The following is an 18,222-nucleotide window of genomic DNA, read 5'->3' on the forward strand; positions in this document are numbered from 1 at the left end:
AACCATTAGTAGTTTTCACGTTGGAGGAAATAATGAATTATCTTATTGCGGTTTTATCAGATAGAATACAGGCAGAAAAAGCTTACTCTGCTCTCGAAAAATAAGGCTTACCTGTAAATCAAATTGATATTTTAGGTCAAGGTTACAAAACAGCTGATGAATACGGGTTAATAAACCCGAATGTGCAAGCTAAAAAAGGAGCAAATCGCTTAGCACTTTGGCTAATTCCCTTTGGTTTTGTAGCCGGTTATGCTTTTAATGCTTTGACAGGCATTGAGATATTTAATATTGGCAGCTTTGGCAATCATATTATCGGTGGGCTTTTAGGAACTGCTGCTGGTGCTTTAGGTGCATATTTAGTTGGTGGCGGAGTTGGTTTAACTGTGGGTAGTGGAGATCCTCTACCTTACCGCAATCGTTTAAATCAAGGTAAGTATTTAATTGTAGTCAAAGGTACTGAAGAATTGACCCGTCAGGCAACTCGTATTTTACGCCAGTTTGAACCTGAGAATTTACAAGGCTATATCGAGCCAACAGATGCATAAAAGGGAACGGGAAAGGGGGACGACTTGGAGGACAAAGGGAAATTAGTAACTATATTATTCTCCCCACCTCCTGACTGCCCCACCTCCCCACCATAAACTTTTCCCTTCCCCCACTTCATTTACATATTTGAACGTAACTGCGTAACACGACTAAATGCGCTTAATTGCGGCTTATATACGATTTTTCGCACACTAAAATTATTCTCGACATGCTCACGGCAAGTATAACGATCTAGTTTTTCTACCTTGCCAACAGCATCATGTCCACACTGGACTAACTTATCGGTTAACAATCCCACTACTAATTCAGTACCACCATAACCTGGAGGTGGAACTCTTTGCGCGAATAATTTAGGAATGCTATAGCATCAGAGTATTCATAATTTTTCTTTATGCCAGCCCTGCAAAATTCTTTTGATATAGTTAGAATATAATTACTATCAAATCCAAATTTAGAAATCATTTATATTCAGAATTGTTGAAGTTAGGGGCTTAAAGCTTCAATGCTTCATTCTGAATTAAAGCACTCATGTTTTTTTGTCTGATGTAGATTCTCATGAAACCTATCTACTCAGATTTGAAAAAGTGAGTGAATGGAATTTGGATTTGGTAGAACTAGCATCATAAAAGCAGATAAAAGCCAATGATAAAGGCTTAAGGGATACGCTTGTTGGTGCTAGTAGTTAAAACTTCACGATAAATCCGCAATAGGAATAGTTTTTGGTTAAATCCAAACACAAGGCTCAGAAATGAGTCAAGTATACCTTATAGACATTTGGTTAAGGGAAACTCAGAGTCCATACTTCCTTGAAGAGTGGATATTAGTGAGGAATAGCTAAGGGGAAGGGAAATTTAGGAGAGTACTTTCTTGCTTGCACCTTTGAGCAAAATGTGTTGAGGTGTACTCCATATCTTTGTGTTGATTAATCTATTCCTAGTCACACATTAAGAATCGATTACTCAATATCACTGCTTATGAACCGTCTAACAAATCTATTTCAAAATAGAGCCATTTTGTGGATTGGTGTTTTTTCTGTGCTTGTTCTTTACTGGGTGATGGTAAATCTCGCCATGTAAACTGATTCAATTAGTTATTAACTTTTAGGGTGGGCAACGCTGTCCACCCTAAACTGTAATTAAAACAGTGTCATCCAGTTCAAGGGCGCAGTTAGGAGTAAAATACAGACTAATGGATTATGGGTAATCGGTAATTGATTTAAAACAATCTTTTCTAGCAATTAATGACCAACGACAAAACACGATATCGTAAGCAATTAACCAGACTTGATATAACTAACATTATTGGAGATAACCATGATTTTTGCTGGTAAACGACCATCAAACTTGGGCGTTCGCGATCGCAAATTAGCACCTTGTCCCAATAGCCCAAACTGTGTTTCTAGCCAAAGTACAGACGCAGTTCACAAAATAGCGCCCTTAACTTACACTTCTAGTCCAGAACAAGCACTGGCAGACATCAAAAGTATCATTCAGTCTCTACCAAGAACAAAAATCATCAGCGAAACTGAAGATTATTTGTATGCTGAGTTCAAAAGTGCCATGATGGGATTTGTGGATGATGTTGAATTTTACCTAGACCGCAATGACAATATTATCCATGTTCGTTCAGCTTCCCGGTTAGGGCAAAGTGATTTGGGCGTGAATCGTAACCGCGTAGAGACAATTAGAACAAAGTTAAACGAGATACAGCAAAACCGTCGTTAGCTAGAGGACAAACGATCGCTTGAGTTCTAGGATAAAAAGTTGTACTCATTAAGTGGCTAGTCATGAGCCAAGCAGTATTTCCATCTACAGACCAACCCATAAGTGTTCCACCGATGGATCGCTATAATCAGGAGTTGATCGAAAACCTCCATCCCCCAGATTGGAGTAACCCCGAACCTGCACCTTGCTACAACTTGGTAGTGATTGGTGCGGGAACTGCTGGATTAGTGACGGCGGCGGGTGCAGCTTTGTTAGGTGCAAAGGTGGCTTTAGTAGAAAAGCACCTGATGGGTGGAGACTGTACCAACGTTGGTTGTGTACCGTCGAAAACCATGATTCGTTCGGCGCGTGTGGTTGCAGACATCAAATATGCCGAAAAATTCGGTGTTGGTACTTCTCACTACATTGATATTGATTTTCCGGCTGTAATGGAACGATTACGGCGGATACGCGCAGCAATTAGTCCTCATGATTCTGCGAAGCGGTTTCAGCAAGAATTTGGAGTAGACGTATTTTTTGGTAATGCATGTTTTTCCGGACGTAATACCGTAGAAGTAGCACAGAAAACTTTGCGATTTAAAAAAGCAGTGATTGCTACTGGTTCCAGTCCAAAAAAACTATCCATTCCAGGCTTAGAAGAAGTTCAATATTTAACAAACGAGAACGTATTTTCTCTGACACGCCGACCAAATCGTTTAGCTGTCATCGGTGGCGGGTATATCGGTTGCGAATTAGCCCAGACTTTCCGTCGTTTAGGTTCAGAGGTGATTTTGCTGCAAAAAGGTTCCCACTTATTAGGGCGTGAAGATGCAGATGCAGCAGCAATTATCCAAAAAACTTTTGTTAGAGAAGGTATGCAGTTAATTTTGGAGGCAAACATTCACCAGGTTGAACGCCAGGATGTAAACAAGGTAATTTACTATGAAGCCAACGGAAAACAAAACCAGCTATATGTAGATGAAATTCTCGTAGGTGTGGGGCGATCGCCTAACGTAGAAAATCTAAACTTGGAATCTGTAGGTGTGAAATACGACAAACAAAAGGGAGTCATTGTCGACGATTACCTGCAAACAACGAATCCCCGTATCTATGCAGTGGGAGATGTTTGCATGGAGTGGAAATTTACCCACGCTGCTGATGCAGCAGCGCGCATTGTCGTTCAAAATGCCCTGTTTTCAGTCTTGGGATTAGGTCGGAAAAAACTGAGTTCGTTGACAATGCCTTGGTGTACCTATACTGATCCTGAAGTTGCTCACGTCGGGATGTATCCTGAACAAGGCCAAGGTATAGAAATTGACACTTATTATATTCCCTTAAACGAAGTAGATCGGGCAATTATCGACGGCGAACCAGAAGGATTTGTCAAAGTTCATGTCAAAAAAGGCACTGACAAGATTTTAGGTGCAACAATTGTAGCGCGTCATGCTGGAGAGATAATTAACGAGATTACTTTGGCAATGACTAATAACTTAGGGATGAAAGCGATCGCCAAAACAATTCATCCCTATCCTACCCAAGCAGAAGCAATCCGTAAAGCAGCCGATGCTTACAATCGCACCCGTTTAACACCTTTAGTCAAGAAAATCACCTCTAGTTGGTTATCATGGCAGCGTTAGCTGGAGTGCGATCGCATTTATTTGTTCTGACTAACCAATACACACCAAATAGTAAAGACTGTAAATCCCACATAGACAAATACAGTCACCCATTCTTGAGGACTACCAAACGTGTCATTCATTTTTTGAGATTTATCACAATACGTCTTAAGCGTACCCTTTCTCCCTTATTCTCCTTCCAAACCACTATTGTGGTTTCTGAGTAGCAATAGCCAGTTTTGCACCTTGAACTTGTCGCACCTTATCCATCACCGTCACAACTTGACCGTGACTCACTTTTTCGTCAGCATTAATAATTACCAAGACTTCTGAATTCTCACCTACTAAAGCTCGCACTTGCCCTTCTAACGCATCAACGGTAGTTGGTTTGCGGTTAACACTGACTTGTCCATCTTGAGCTACAGTCACAGTAATTTTAGTCGGAACTTGCTGCTGCTTGGCTGTTGCTGCTTTGGGTAAACTCACCGGCAAGCCTTCTGAACGAGTTAAAAACAATGTTGACATAATGAAAAATGTCAAAATCGCAAAAATCACATCTATCATTGGTACGATGTTGATCTGCGGTGGTAAATCTGGCTCATCTTGTAGACGCATAAGCTCTGTCTCCTCGTTCATAACGGCGACGATAGAGTAATTCTAACTGTCCGGCGTATTCTTGAATTCCAGCGATTTGGCGTTGGTACAGTCCCCGGAACGTATTGGCAAAAAGTAATGTAAAGATAGCTACAACCAAGCCGGATGCAGTAGACACAAGTGCTTCACTGATACCTGCGGTGACATCTGCGGTTTTTGTTCCTCCCACATCCCCAATATCTAGGGATGCAAACGAGACGATTAATCCTAATACAGTCCCCAACAAACCTAAAAGTGGTGCAAGACCGATAATTGTCTCAAAAATATTTTGGAAGCGCTTGAGTACAGGAATTTCTGCTTGGGCTTCACTTTCTAAAGCCAGGCGAAACTCTTCTGGTGTAGGTTCTTCTAGTTGTAATGCTGAGAGAAAAATGCGTGAGATGGGCAAGTCGGCGTTTTTTTGCAATTTATCCATTGCACCAACAACATTATCTACACGATAGAGATTTAATACCTCTCGCACTACTTTATGTTGACGGGTGTTGATGCGATACCAAAAACGCACCCGTTCAATAATCAATGCGATCGCCACCACACTAAATGCCAGCAGGGGCCACATAACCACGCCACCTGCTTTAAAAAACTGATTGATTAGCATGTAATACTTCTTCAGAGATGAACAGTTTAACAGTTAGACTAGCAGTAAATGATATATCTTATCAATAGCAAGACAAATAAGTGAAAACTTTATGTCAAGTTAAATTAACTTTTGTCACATAAAATTTACTATAAATCTCAACGCTCTTTGAAAGCTAAACAGTTAATAAATTAAGCATTTCCGAATTGCAATACTCTATAAAACTTAACTAAATTTTTTTATACTTTTATTGCTTGACTTTTGCTTCTAGACATTCTAATCTGACTGATTAGGTAATAATGAGTTGCAATATTATGAGCTTTTCCAGCATCGCAGTGCAGCAGCGAGAAAAAGAAGCCAAAGCTCTAAAATCTTTTCTGACTTTTAGTCTAATTGGCTCACTAGCGCTGCATATTGGGGTATTAGCTTCCGGCATAGGCAGCCTTTTAAGTAGAGTGCCTTCTGAAGAAGAACCAATAGAATTCACAATTGTTGAACCTACGATGCTGGAAACGCCAGAACCACCAGAAGAAACCAAAAAAGAGACTCCAAAACCAGAACCCATAGATACTAAGACTCTCAGAGCGAAAGTAAGTACCAATAGCAATAATACCGAAGTTCTGCCCGTACCAAAACCTGTCGAGAAACAACAGATACCTCAACCTGCTCCAGTACAGACTTTCAAACCTGAACCAGTCAAAGAACCGCAAAAGAAAGTTGTACAGCAACCAGCAACTACACCAAATTCGCGCCCGAATCCCACCATTGCAACAAATACCTCTCCTGCACCTGCACCAGTACAGAATAATGCAAACCAAAGCAGTGAAAAATTGAGACAGCTTTTAAAGGAATCTAGAAATTCCAATAGCGGAGGCGGCGGGGGTTCCACCATTGCTACTACTACTGGCAATGGTACAGGTACAGTAGTTACCGGCGGTAGTGGTACTGGAAGTGGAACAGGTTCCGGCACTGGTAGCGGTAGTGGTAGCGGTAGTGGTACTGGAAGTGGAACAGGTTCCGGCAGTGGTTCCGGCACCGGCAGTGAAACTGGGCGAAGACAACGCCAAAATATAGCTACAGCACCAACCCCTCCTAAGTTACAAACAGGTTCAGGAGATGGTCGTGCAGCTTGTCGTGAGTGTAATGTTAAATATCCTGAGGACGCCAGACGTAGAGGTGTAGAAGGCAGAGTAGAAGTAGCGGTTGATACTGACTCTCAAGGTAATGTTACGAATGTGCGAATCGTCAAATCCAGTGGTAATCGCAAACTAGATGAAGAACACCTCAACCAGGCTCGGAATTGGAAATTAAAACCCTCACAGCGTGGTAGACAAGGAGAAGTAATCGCCACAGAATATGCCATAAGAGGTTCGCGTCGTTACCGGGATGTCAAAAAACGTCAAAGACAAAGAGAAGAACAACAAAGAAATCAACAAGCAACTTCTGATTCTTCCGTCAACTCTGCCAACGTCGCACAACCAACCACAAGACGTAGACGGCGCTTAACCCCTGGAACTATCGTCGATGTTCCGCCTTCTTCACAACAAACCACTTCTACTTCTCAACCGACAACACCTGTTCGTCAGCGGCTACGGCGTCAGCGTGTGCAAACTCCTTTACCTACCACAAACCAAACTACCCCAACACCCAGACAGCGACGACAACAAGTCACACCTAATAATCCAACTCCAACAACCCAATCCCCACGTCGTCGGCGCAGAGAGCTAAACCCCACACCAGCCTCATCAAGTGGTCAGACTCAGTTGAGACAATCACTGCGTCGTTTCAAACAGCAATCAGCCCCTGCACCAGTTCCTGCACCTCCTCCAACTTCTAGTGGTCAGCAATAGACTTCTTGCAGAAGTTGGGGAAAAGGTTAAAGGGAAAGGGTTAAAGTTAGATTTAGCTTGAAAAAGGTGTAGAGGTGTAGGAAGTGTTAAATTTTCATTTCCTCTTTCTATAATTGCCCGTGGCTTCTTATACCAGCTTTTCATCCTGCCAAGAAATTTATTTCTTGGCTTACATTTCAAGTCAGATAAATCTGACCACAACAAGACTTGAATAACCCGCCTGGGGTTAACCTTTCTGCTTGAGCAACTCTTTGATAGTTTGTAAATCGTACTTCCCAACTTTTCCAGTACTAAAAAGTAAATATCCCACTGCTAACAAAGCAGATGATATTAAAAAAGCCAAGAAATTCACCGAAGCAAACACGCCACCAGTGAAAACAATGAATCCAATTCCACCCAAGATCAAAAGTAATCCAAAAATTGGATTAATTCGCCCCCAAATCAGTATGGCAACTCCAACAATACAAAGTAACACACCCGGAAGCCGGACAAAAATTCCAATTTGAGTACTAGAAGCAAAAATGATAATTCCGGCGATCATTAAGGCTGAACCTAACAGCTTGCTAGTTCGATCAACCTTATGTTTTTGATTGATATTAGTATTCTGGGGCTGAAATACAGTTGGATTGGAAATATAAATATTATTTGTTTGATTTTGTTGTCTATTTTGAAATATAAAAGTTACTTTTTTTTCTTGAGCGAGGTTAATTTTATCTCCTAAATTCAGAGCATAGCGAATTCCTGGCTCTAGCTTTGTATTATTAAGATATGTGCCGTTAGAGCTTCCTAAATCCTGAATATAGTACTTATTACCTTCTATTTGAATTTCTGCGTGCAGGCGAGAAACGATATCAGCGTCTGGTAAAGCAGAAACATCTATATCCGGATTAATTTTTTCGTTCGGTTTACCGATACGAATTACAGCTGAATGTGTTGGTATTGCAAATGATGTACTAGTTTGAACGTGAAATAGTTCTAAATTCAGTCCCGTGACTTGTGATGTCTCTAGATTTTGCATGGCTCATACCATTTTGGATTTTGGATTTCCCTTACTAAGAATAGTTTTGCGTAAAAGCGTAGCGAATTAAAACGCAGAGGGACGCAAAGGTAAATGCTGAGGGGCGCGGAGTCTTGATGCCAAAATTTCGCCATGAATTTATGCAATTTTGGACTAAGCAATACTTCCCCGCTTTCTTGCTTCTTTATAAGAAGTTCCCACATTTCTCAAGCCTGCTTTGATCATTTGTCGTTCTAAAAGAGCAAAGAAACGTGCTTTATCCCCACCACGTACTACTGCTTGATTGTGTGCTTCAGCTATGGCTACGGGGTAGCCATATCCTTTTTGCACTTGTGCCAACATCAATCCCAGTGATTCATCAAACAAAGATGTATTTTCTGCTACCCACGCAGGTATTTCTATCCGGGCAATTTCGGCTCCTACGTGGACATAACAAAAGTAAATCTGTAAGTCTTCGTATAAGTCTAGGATACGGGCATTACTACGCCACAGGGGACCACGTTGTCCTGGTTGAAGTTGTGTTGTCCAAAGCGTTGTATCGCGTAGCGGTTCAAACACCTTACAGGGAACTTTTTCCAGTTGATTGGGGCAAAAACTCATACAATCAGGCACAGGATGGGGACAAGCCAAAAGACGCAAGAAGTTCATTGCTTCGATGTTACGAGATGCGCTGAGATAACCCATCAGGGGAATTTGAGCATCCCGCATTTGCCGCCAAGCTTGCAGGATTGGGGGTAAGATGCGATCGCGTGCATCAAAGGGTAATTGTTCTAAAAACCAGTATATTAACGAACCATCGACCATTGCGAGGGTGGGGATTTTGGGAGTGGGGGGAGTGTGGGAAGTAATGTAGAGACGCGATTCATCACGTCTGGAAGTGTGGGGAGAAGATATTTCTGTATCTTTTGAGACAACACTACAGGCTAGTTCTGCTAAGACTGTGGCTTCGCTGGCGGTACGGCAATAATTCATCCATTCTTCAGTTTTAATTCCCCACTGACGGGAAATGTATAAATCCTCTGGACGATAAAATATCTCCGGTAAACTATCTAGAAGCGGGTGTTTATTTTGACCGTAGTGCAAAACGACTCTGCCGATATTGAGTAGATAGCAGTAGGCTATTTCATGATGGTTAGGCGCTATTTGGGAACCATCAGTGGCGATCACAGTATGAACTTTGGGGGGAACAGGGATTTCAATACAAGTGTTGAGTGGTTCAACAGGAGTCGCACTAGCAAACAGAATGCGATCGCGCCATTTTTCCTGCTTCTGTACAAATTCTTCTTGGCGATCACAAGCGTTGAGAAAATGTTGTTGAGCTAATTCTAAACGTTGGCGACTAGCAGCAGCTTCTTGTGTAAGATGCTGACTCAAACCTTGCATTTGTCGTGTTAGTTTGGTCAGGTCAAGCATAGGAAATTTGGGGATTTTAAATTACATGATAGATGGGGAGGTGGGAAGTGTGGGGAGTGTGGAAATAACCACTAACCACTAACCATTAACTCTTAACAAATTTAACTTCCCAACATCTGTAGGTTGTGTAGGGTAGCGTAAAGTCCCCCTAGTTGCAATAACTGTTCATGGCTTCCCTGTTCTATTAATTCTCCGCGCTTGAGTACAAAAATCCGGTCTACGTTGCGAATTGTGGATAGGCGGTGAGCAATAATAATTGCAGTCCTTCCGATCAATAGCTTGTTTAAAGCTTCTTGAATTAATGCTTCTGTTCCTACATCTAGGCTAGCTGTAGCTTCATCTAATACTAGAATTTGGGGGTTGCGAATTGCTGCACGAGCAAAGGCTAATAGTTGCTTTTGACCGCTAGAAAGATTTGTACCCCTCTCCCGCAGTTGGGTATTATATCCTTGGGGAAGTTGTTCAATAAATTGGGCAATGTTAGTTTTCTCTGCTGCTTGTTGCACTTCCTCAAAAGAGTAGCCATCTGCTAAGGTAATATTGCTTTTCACATCGCCAGCAAATAAAAAACCTTCTTGCAAAATTACCGCCATGTAGCGCCTGAGTTCGGCTTGGGGTAATTCTCGGATATCTATACCATCAACCAAAATGCGTCCTTGGCTGGGTTCATAGAGACGACACAAAAGCCGGATGATAGTAGTTTTACCAGCACCAGTAGGGCCAACTAATGCTACTTTCTCTCCGGGGTGAATTGTGAAATCTAAATCTTTAATGACGTAATCATCTTCTTTATATCCAAACCAAACGTGTTCAAATTTGATTTCTCCTAATTGTGGTTTGCAATGTTCAGCTTCAGATTCGAGATGTTCGACTATTTCATCAATATAGCCGAATTGAACATCAAAAACTGATACTCTGGGGTTGGCGCGATCGCGGATTTCGATGGGTTCATCTAAAACATCAGAAACACGTTCGATGGCGGTGAAACCTGATTGAATCACCGTAAACTTTTCCGCAAATTGCTGTAATGGCTGGAATAGCCTTTCAGCATACAATACAAATGAAGATAAGGTTCCAAAAGTCAAGTTATTTTGCAAAAGTAAATAACCACCAATCCACAAAACAGCTGCGATCGCCACCAAAGAAACCCATTCTAATGTTGCAGATACCGCTGTATCATGAAAAATCGTTTTATCTACCTCTTTGACATAACGTGTATTGGTTTTGCGAAACAACTCAGCATTAAAATTTTCCCGGCGGAAGAGTTGCACAACATTAATACCAACAATATTTTCTTGCAGTTGGGAATTTAATATTGAAAGTTCTTCTCTGGCTTTGTAATTAGCTTTACGGTATTGCTGTTGAAAATAAATAATTAAAGCCGATACAGGGATAAGCATCACCAGTAACAGCAAAGCCAGCTGCCACTGGATCGAAAACATAAAACCGACTATCATCACCATGGAGAATAAATCAGAGACAATGCCAATGGCGCCAGTGGCAAAGACATCTCCTAACACTTCCACATCGCTGGTAAGTCTAGTAATTAATTTACCTACAGGTGTGCGGTCAAAAAAGCGGACTGCCAAAGATGTAACGTGATGAAATAAATCTTGGCGAATATCAGCAGTGATTTGTTGTCCTACCTTCTGTACCAAATAACCCTGAAAGCCTGTAAATATCAGTCGGATAATTACGGTGATTACTAATAAAATTTCCAGAAATTGTAAAGCTTGCCCGAACGGTAGATTGCGTAGAAAATCGTAGGTACTCGGTTCTTTGCGAATCAGGGAAATAACCTGTCCGATCAACAATGGTTGAACAGCATTAGCTACAGCGACTGGTACAAGTAATAGTATTGATAACGTCAGCGATCGCACATGGCGACGAGCATAGGGTAGCAATCGCAAAAATAACCGCCAGTCATTTTCACGCCGACGGTATCCTGAGTGAGATTTTTTTCGAGGGATAGAGATACTCATAATAGGAAAATTATATTAATTTTTACAATACTATAAGCAAAATTTTTTAATATAGTGTTTGCATTCCTACTCGTCACCATGCCAGAGATTGAAACCGCGCGATTACGACTCAGACCCTACACCCTTGATGATGTGGATGAAACAGCAGTAATTTTGAGTAATCCAGAAGTAATGAAATACTCACTCAGAGGGCCTATTCCCCAAGACCAAGTCAAAGAAGTAACACAACAGATTTTAGAATTTTTTATTCAGCATTGGAAACAGCACGGCTTTGGTGTTTGGGCTGTAGTAGACAAAGCTACAAATAAATTACTCGGTCATTGCGGTTTAAATTTCTTACCAAATAGTCCAGAAGTAGAAGTTCTTTATCGTTTGGATCAAGCTTATTGGAATCAAGGTATCGCCACAGAAGCGACAAAAGCCAGTTTGAGGTATGGTTTTGAGGAAGTTAACTTAGATAAAATTGTTGCCATCACCTTACCAGAGCATACTGCTTCCCGTCGTGTGATGGAAAAAGCAGGGTTAAAGTATGAAAAAGATGCTCATTTCTATAACTTAGATGTAGTGTATTATGCTTTGACACGAGCAGCTTGGCAACCGGACGAATCTAGTTATACTCTGCTATTGTAAATGAATTTACTACACACCGACCGTCTACACCTACGACCATGCCAACTTGAGGATCTTGACATTCTACACGAGTTATGGTGTGATGCAGATATACGGCGATTTCTCTTCGATGATCGCCAAATCTCCCGTGAAGAAGCCCAATCTTTCATTGAAGCTAGTATCGCCAGCTTCCGCAATCACGGTTACGGAATTTGGTTGTTTTTTGCTCAGCAAAACGATCAGATCGCCGGATTTACTGGTTTACTCCAGTTTACCGAAACAGCACCAAGTTTAATTTTTGGTGTCCTACCCCAGTTTTGGGGACGTGGCTACGCAACCGAAGCAACCTTAGGTGTGCTTGATCATGCATTTACAGACCTGGGTGTTAAATATATAGTTGCAGACGTTGATGAGCCGAACGATCGCTCAATTCGGGTGCTAGAGAGAATAGGCATGTCTCAGACAAAAAGAGCGATAGTGAACGAAAAACCTTTACTTTACTACGAGATTTACGCTCCTAGTAGAGGTAATGGAGAATGAGCGATCGCACGTAATATAGTGTTAGTTACAGTGTGGGCGAGAAGACAATTAGCAGCAGTACAGCCTAACATCGGATTAAAAATAGGAGAACCGATTGATTCATCTTATTTGATAGGGCTTTAGCTCACTCTTGCAATTTAAAACAACCACTTAGTCACCAACGCAAAATATATCTGTGTCCATCGGTGTGCATCAGTGTGCATCGGTGGTCGATTTTTCATCCCCTTGTTGTAGGCGAAAAGCCCTTAAAGATGCCATAGCATGGTATCATCACTACCACTATTCAGACTCACTATATGGTTACAACTCCTTTGACATTAAACCTAGACACCGTTCACCTGACAGACGAACAGTTCTATCAACTATGTCAAAATAACCAGGAGTTAAAATTTGAACGAACGCCCAAGGGAGAATTAATTATCATGCCACCCGTTGGAGGAGAAAGTGGTAATCGAGAAGCTGACCTAATTGCCGATTTGGTTATCTGGAATCGCCAAACGCAACTCGGTTACACTTTTAGTTCCTCCACTATATTTAAGTTACCTAATGGTGCTGACCGTTCCCCAGATGCTGCTTGGATTCGCCGGGAACGATGGGAAGCACTCACACCCGAACAAAGACGCAAATTTCCCCCCATTGCACCGGATTTTATCATCGAGTTAAGGTCAGCAACCGACGATTTAGAAATGCTGCACTCTAAGATGCAAGAATATATAGATGCAGGGGTGCAATTGGCATGGTTAATTAACCCCCAACAGCAGCAAGTGGAAATTTATCGCTCAGGACAAGATGTGGAAGTGCGAAACCTGCCTACAGAATTATCCGGTGAAAATATATTGCCAGGATTTAGCTTGAATCTAGCTGATTATTAACTGCTAACTGATAACTGTTAACTGGCTTATCTGCTATTGCAATTTGACTTCTAAAATGTAAAGGTGACTAAATTGGCTTTTTCACCCCATCTGCCATGACACAGACAGCCTTCGACCGATTTTGGGAACTTATATTTGGAGCGATCGCTCTCAACCCCCAAGCCTTTGAATCTATCCAAATTCTCCCCCAAGGCTTTCGGGTTGCACTTTATACTACACTGTCAGCAGGCTTTTCGCAAGCTTTTGGTCAAGGCATTGTGCTATTTGTGAACCGAGTCAAGCCAATTCGCTTTCTTCTCAGTTTAGCGATCGCCTCAGTATTATTTGTATTTAGTGTGTTGTTTTGGGGTCTGAGTACATGGTTCGTGAGTTGGCTATTCTTCGATGCTAGTACCCCGTATGAAGTTATATGGTCTCTTTTAGGACTAGCCTATGCACCAATGATATTTAGTTTTTTGGTGGCATTGCCTTATTTTGGTGTAGCTATTAACGTCATACTCTCCATCTGGACACTATTAGCATTTGAGGTGGGTTTGCACGCTGTCCTTGATGTCAGTGTATGGCGGGCATTTTGGTGCGTGGCTTTAGGGTGGGTGGTACTCCAAATTTTACAGCGTACTATCGGTAGACCCATCGCAGCGATCGGTGTATGGCTTTCTAACACAGTAGCTGGTACAAAATTAGTCACAGATATGCGAGGAATAGAAAGTCTTCTGCAAGCAGAACCGCAACAAATCTTCTCCAGTATTTACCGAACTGGCAACACCCATAACAACAGAGACGACAGGGAGTGAGATGATGTTAAAGCGAGTCGTCAAATTTTTGGGTATTTTTTTGATAGCCTTGCTTTTAACTGCATTATTCCCACAACTGCGTCAGATGTGGGTAGTTGCCTACGATACTCTCGGTAGCGCGTTAAGTTTGACTCTAAGTTTAGCGCAGATTTCTCTCATTGCTATCCTCTTTGCCGGACTGCTAGTTCCTCTAGAAGCTTTGGGCTGGTGGGCAGGTTGGTATGGTGATCAAATTGATACAACAATCAACCCAGGTAGTTTAGAAGAACCAATCCCACCCCAAACAAATGTTGTGCGTTATGTAATTTACTTAGATGGTATTGGGCAAGCTTCTTCGCAGTACTTTCCTGATGCTGAGGAGTTTCTCAGTCAGTTAGCAGCCATATTACCAGATAACATCGCCATCATTAGAGGGCTAATTCCCTACTCTGTCTTTAATCGACCTCTAACAGATGATAAATTATTATCATTTTTTTGGCGGACAGCCGAGCGATTGAGTATGTCCGAAAATCCAGGTCTACTTGGTCTTTTGCTGGCTGTAGCAATTAACATCCGTAACACTTTTGTAGTCATGGTTTCTGCTGACCAACGCTACGGCCCAATTTATAACCAGGGAGTAGCCCAGGTAATGTACAACAGCCTGATTAACTATGGCTACACACCTAATAGCGGTGTACCAATCACCCTAATTGGTTTCAGTGGCGGTGGACAAATAGCGATGGGGACACTCTCGTATCTCAAGAAGGCATTAGTAGCACCAATTGAGGTAATTTCTTTAGCTGGTGTCATCAGTGGTAATACTAATGCCCTAATGGTAGAACATCTCTATCATTTTGTTGGCGACAAAGACCCTGTGGAACGTTTAGGCCCGATTTTTTTTCCCAAGCGTTGGAAAATGTTCTTTTTGTCCTACTGGAATCGTGCCAAACGCATGGGCAAAATTTCTTTTGCTTCCCTCGGTCCAGTTGGTCACAGCGGTGCTGGAGGTGTCTTAGATCCTCACAAATTATTACCTGATGGGCGCACCCATCTGCAACAAACACTAGATGTAGTGACAAAAATCTTACTAGAGGAGTATGACAGCGATCCAGAAACGGAACCACGTCAACTCAGCAATTACGATCGCTATCTCCAAGCAGATTTTAATCGACCAGACTACTATCCCTTACCTCAGACAGCACAATCTTTAACTGGGACTTTACCGACAAACCTCTATCAACCTATAGCTGCTTGGATGGGAAGGCTGATTTTGCCACCAAAGGAACAACGACAGTTTGGTGTGTTACTGGAACTATATCACGCCCCTGATGAATATCAACATCTCATCGGAGAAGTTATAAATCTGAAATGGTTTGAAAGTTCCACAGTCATTAAAGATATCCATTTTAGCCAACAAGCAATCTATAGTTCCCAACAAGGTTTAGTGCAACCAACCCGTTTAAATCATTGGCGACGGGTGACACCCCTAGAGTCTTTAGCAGGTGCTAGACCCAATGATGATGTTATTGTCAAATTGCCTGAGCCTGTGGTAATTGAAGAGAATGGGGGAAACAAAGCTGTGACTTTGCACATCACTAGTGAACCTGTGCAAATTTCAGGGCGATTTTACGCCTTAGTGAAATTTTTACAACCAGCCACCCCAGACAGCGAACAGTTTCGCGTCGTTCATTATAATCCTGCCTCTGGTCAATTTGATGGAGTCGAGGAAGTCGTAAGAATGCCTCAAGTACTTCCTTACGAAAACGAAATTTATCCTTCCACCAACCGTGATATTGAAAAGTCTCCTTTAAATCCTACAGGCTGGTATATTTACGGAGCAAAAAATGCTGGCGGCATGTTTGTAGTCCAGTCCCTCATTCCTCGCTCTTTGGTGCAACTCAAGCCCCAACGGGTAATTAATGGCATAAAACCAGCCTTGAACTACCTGAAAAAAGAATCTTGGCAGGAAATCATCGCCCATAAAAGACATATTCAATCTGTACTTTTGAATACACAAGACCGAGAAATTGAGCAAGCAGTCTCGGAGTGGCGTGAAGGCGATCGCGCTTTAGTTGTCCACACCTACGGCGGTATTGGGGGTAAGAAAAAAGAAGCCGCGGCTAGGAGTCCTGTCTACTTTGGGCATTTTGCCTATGGAGTAGCGCGGGTAGTGCGGGAACCCCTAACAGACGAATTATGCTTCGACATTGAGTACCACCAGGTTTATACCCACAACACCGATGGATTAATTGCTGGGACGTTGCAAACATCGCGTTATTTAGGCGATCGCCAGTTTGGTTGGCTGGGGATTCGTCCCACTACCAACATTCTGATCAAATATGATCCTTTCACCGAAGACTACGATATTAATGGCATCAGGCGATCGGCATTACAAACACTCGTCGGAGAATTGGAAATCATGACAGCCCGTTACCGTATTGGTGATGGTACTGGTGGAACCTATGTCGGTCCTGCCAATAACTGCTCCCAAGATTCCAATCAATCATTATACGCCGCCATCAAAGCCATTGAAAAAGCAATCAAATCCAATCATCCCGAGTATCAAAACTGGCTAGAGGGCAATCCCGAAGACGCCACCCGTCTGCAAAAATTGGTCAAGTTAGGAAAATCTCTTCGTTGGGAACTATTACCTTTTGGTGTTGCCCGCGCAGACTGGCAAAACTATACTGAAAGTCTGGGCAGTTCTCTAGAAGACAGCCCCTTAAAACAACTATTCACAGGCTTAATCAGTTGGCGAGCAATGTTTCCCCGTAAAGCCAGCGACACTGTAACTGAAATATTTCTCAAGCAGGGAGCTGCTGTATGGGTACTTACTACCAGTCAAGTAGGTGGTTGTGATCCAGATATTTCCGCAGTTGCTCCCATGACGTTTTAGCATCAGCCCTTTGGTGGTGGGTAAAAATCCTCAAAAAATTTCCCGAATTTTAGGAATACCGTTGCGGATTGCTACAGGAGAAGTGATTGGTACTATCTGCTCATTTCATCAACAGGCACGGGAATTTTCCTAAGATGAAATTCAATTGGGAGAATTGTTCGCTGAACGTGCCGCTACAGCAATTGATAATTATCATCTGTACCAGCAGCAGTGCCAATTTAATCAAATTCTAGAGGCTGAAGTAGAAAACCGCACCGCACAATTACGGGCAGCACAAGCCAAGCTTGTAGAACAGGAACGATTAGCAGCCATTGGTGAATTTGCAGCCATCATTGTGCATGAAATTCGTAATCCCTTGACTACTATGATCATGGGATTAAAGTATGCTAAAAAAACCCTTGTGACTGAAGCAGCCCAAGAGCGATTATCGTTAGCGCTGAGCGAAGCCAGTCGATTAGAAAAGTTGCTCAGTCAAATTTTACTTTATATCGGTGGTATGGGTTTGGCGCGGGGTTATCTCAACCGTCCGGAACTAACAGCAGATAAATTCCACAGAAGCTACTTTTTTTGAAACTCAAAGACGAGCTGTCAGAGACTATCACCCAAAAGCATACTCAGGCAAGATCACCCTTTTCCGGAGCCAAGAACAGATTTGGTGGATTGGAAGCGATCCCAATTTAGGTTGGGAGGGAATAGCTGAGGTGGAGATTCATTCCATCCCTGGTGATCATGACAATATTGTTAGAGCTAATGTAAAGTTTTTGGGGGAAAAATTGAGGGACTGCTTGCATTCATGCTGTAAATAATGTAAAAAGCCCACTCATAACTGAACGGGCTTTTGCAAACTTTGTTTACTAAAATTTTAATCTTTGTCTTAAAACAAACTCATCAACGTAATAACGCTAGCACTAGTCAGCACCACTAATGCTCCCATCACCAGAGACTGATTTAGTTGATTTGGAGTTTTTGAGTCGTTCATTTTCAATGATCCCTTATTTTTAAGGATTCTATTTACGATATCAAAGTCAGCATATTTATCTACTAAAGTATGGTAAAACTTAAAATAGCGTTACCTATCTTAGTAAATATAATGGTGATTACTAACTATTTAGTAGTTAGTAGTTGATTGTTGGTTGTTGATTGTTAGTAGTTAGTGGTTAGTGGTTAGTAGTT

The 18,222-nt window shown here is 42.0% G+C and carries 13 protein-coding genes and 2 pseudogenes; 10 read left to right on the forward strand and 5 right to left on the reverse strand.

Annotated features, from left to right (window positions below; genetic code table 11):
• The first annotated feature begins 32 nt into the window (after nt 1-32).
• From NIES592_RS13760 to NIES592_RS13775, 3 genes and pseudogenes are all read left to right on the forward strand, one after another.
• Nucleotides 33-545, forward strand: a pseudogene (locus NIES592_RS13760) (hypothetical protein).
• Between the two features lie 1,314 nt (nt 546-1,859).
• Nucleotides 1,860-2,270 carry a DUF1499 domain-containing protein gene (locus NIES592_RS13770; protein WP_009454644.1) on the forward strand — a complete coding sequence of 137 codons (411 nt, stop codon included), beginning with the start codon at nt 1,860-1,862 and terminating at the stop codon, nt 2,268-2,270.
• A gap of 62 nt (nt 2,271-2,332) precedes the next feature.
• The gene (locus NIES592_RS13775) at nt 2,333-3,886 is read left to right on the forward strand and encodes a mercuric reductase (protein WP_073556029.1); all 1,554 of its coding nucleotides are present in this window, start codon (nt 2,333-2,335) and stop codon (nt 3,884-3,886) included.
• Nucleotides 3,887-4,072: 186 nt separating this feature from the next.
• Here the strand turns inward: NIES592_RS13775 and NIES592_RS13780 are convergent, their stop codons facing one another.
• Both NIES592_RS13780 and NIES592_RS13785 read right to left on the reverse strand, forming a co-directional pair.
• On the reverse strand, nt 4,073-4,480 hold the full coding sequence (locus tag NIES592_RS13780) for an ExbD/TolR family protein (protein ID WP_062247288.1): 408 nt from the start codon (nt 4,478-4,480) through the stop codon (nt 4,073-4,075).
• The gene (locus NIES592_RS13785) at nt 4,464-5,117 is read right to left on the reverse strand and encodes a MotA/TolQ/ExbB proton channel family protein (RefSeq protein WP_073556030.1); all 654 of its coding nucleotides are present in this window, start codon (nt 5,115-5,117) and stop codon (nt 4,464-4,466) included. The genes NIES592_RS13780 and NIES592_RS13785 overlap by 17 nt, the downstream gene beginning before the upstream one ends.
• Nucleotides 5,118-5,410: 293 nt before the next feature.
• On the opposite strand from NIES592_RS13785, the gene NIES592_RS13790 reads away from it, so the two are divergent.
• Nucleotides 5,411-6,946, forward strand: a complete 1,536-nt coding sequence (locus NIES592_RS13790; RefSeq protein WP_073556031.1) for an energy transducer TonB — start codon at nt 5,411-5,413, stop codon at nt 6,944-6,946.
• A gap of 226 nt (nt 6,947-7,172) precedes the next feature.
• Here NIES592_RS13790 and NIES592_RS13795 read toward each other — a convergent pair whose 3' ends face one another.
• The 3 genes from NIES592_RS13795 to NIES592_RS13805 all read right to left on the reverse strand — a co-directional run bounded on the left by NIES592_RS13795 (nt 7,173) and on the right by NIES592_RS13805 (nt 11,359).
• A complete protein-coding gene (locus tag NIES592_RS13795; protein ID WP_062247294.1) occupies nt 7,173-7,964 on the reverse strand; it encodes an FHA domain-containing protein in 792 nt (263 codons plus the stop codon).
• A gap of 153 nt (nt 7,965-8,117) precedes the next feature.
• Nucleotides 8,118-9,377: a DNA double-strand break repair nuclease NurA gene (locus NIES592_RS13800; protein WP_062247297.1), complete on the reverse strand. Its 1,260-nt coding sequence runs from the start codon at nt 9,375-9,377 to the stop codon at nt 8,118-8,120.
• 101 nt (nt 9,378-9,478) lie between these two features.
• Nucleotides 9,479-11,359 (reverse strand): ABC transporter ATP-binding protein, encoded by a 1,881-nt coding sequence (locus tag NIES592_RS13805; RefSeq protein ID WP_062247299.1) that lies wholly within the window; start codon nt 11,357-11,359, stop codon nt 9,479-9,481.
• Between the two features lie 54 nt (nt 11,360-11,413).
• On the opposite strand from NIES592_RS13805, the gene NIES592_RS13810 reads away from it, so the two are divergent.
• The 6 genes and pseudogenes from NIES592_RS13810 to NIES592_RS13830 form a co-directional block, all read left to right on the forward strand.
• The gene (locus NIES592_RS13810) at nt 11,414-11,989 is read left to right on the forward strand and encodes a GNAT family N-acetyltransferase (RefSeq protein ID WP_256678137.1); all 576 of its coding nucleotides are present in this window, start codon (nt 11,414-11,416) and stop codon (nt 11,987-11,989) included.
• Complete coding sequence (locus NIES592_RS13815; protein ID WP_073556033.1) at nt 11,990-12,508, forward strand: GNAT family N-acetyltransferase; 519 nt, start codon at nt 11,990-11,992, stop codon at nt 12,506-12,508.
• A 296-nt stretch (nt 12,509-12,804) separates the two neighbouring features.
• Nucleotides 12,805-13,380, forward strand: coding sequence for a Uma2 family endonuclease (locus NIES592_RS13820; protein WP_062247305.1), 576 nt, complete (start codon nt 12,805-12,807; stop codon nt 13,378-13,380).
• A gap of 95 nt (nt 13,381-13,475) precedes the next feature.
• Nucleotides 13,476-14,174, forward strand: coding sequence for a YIP1 family protein (locus NIES592_RS25925; RefSeq protein ID WP_084552309.1), 699 nt, complete (start codon nt 13,476-13,478; stop codon nt 14,172-14,174).
• 1 nt (nt 14,175) lies between these two features.
• Entirely contained in the window at nt 14,176-17,049 is a 2,874-nt protein-coding gene (locus tag NIES592_RS13825; protein WP_256678138.1) for a CAAX protease, read from the forward strand.
• Nucleotides 17,050-17,095: 46 nt separating this feature from the next.
• Nucleotides 17,096-17,536 (forward strand): annotated as a pseudogene (locus NIES592_RS13830) (histidine kinase dimerization/phospho-acceptor domain-containing protein); the annotation flags it as partial.
• Between the last annotated feature and the right edge of the window lie 686 nt (nt 17,537-18,222).

This window comes from Fischerella major NIES-592, from assembly GCF_001904645.1.
In the GTDB taxonomy this organism is placed as follows: domain Bacteria; phylum Cyanobacteriota; class Cyanobacteriia; order Cyanobacteriales; family Nostocaceae; genus Fischerella; species Fischerella thermalis.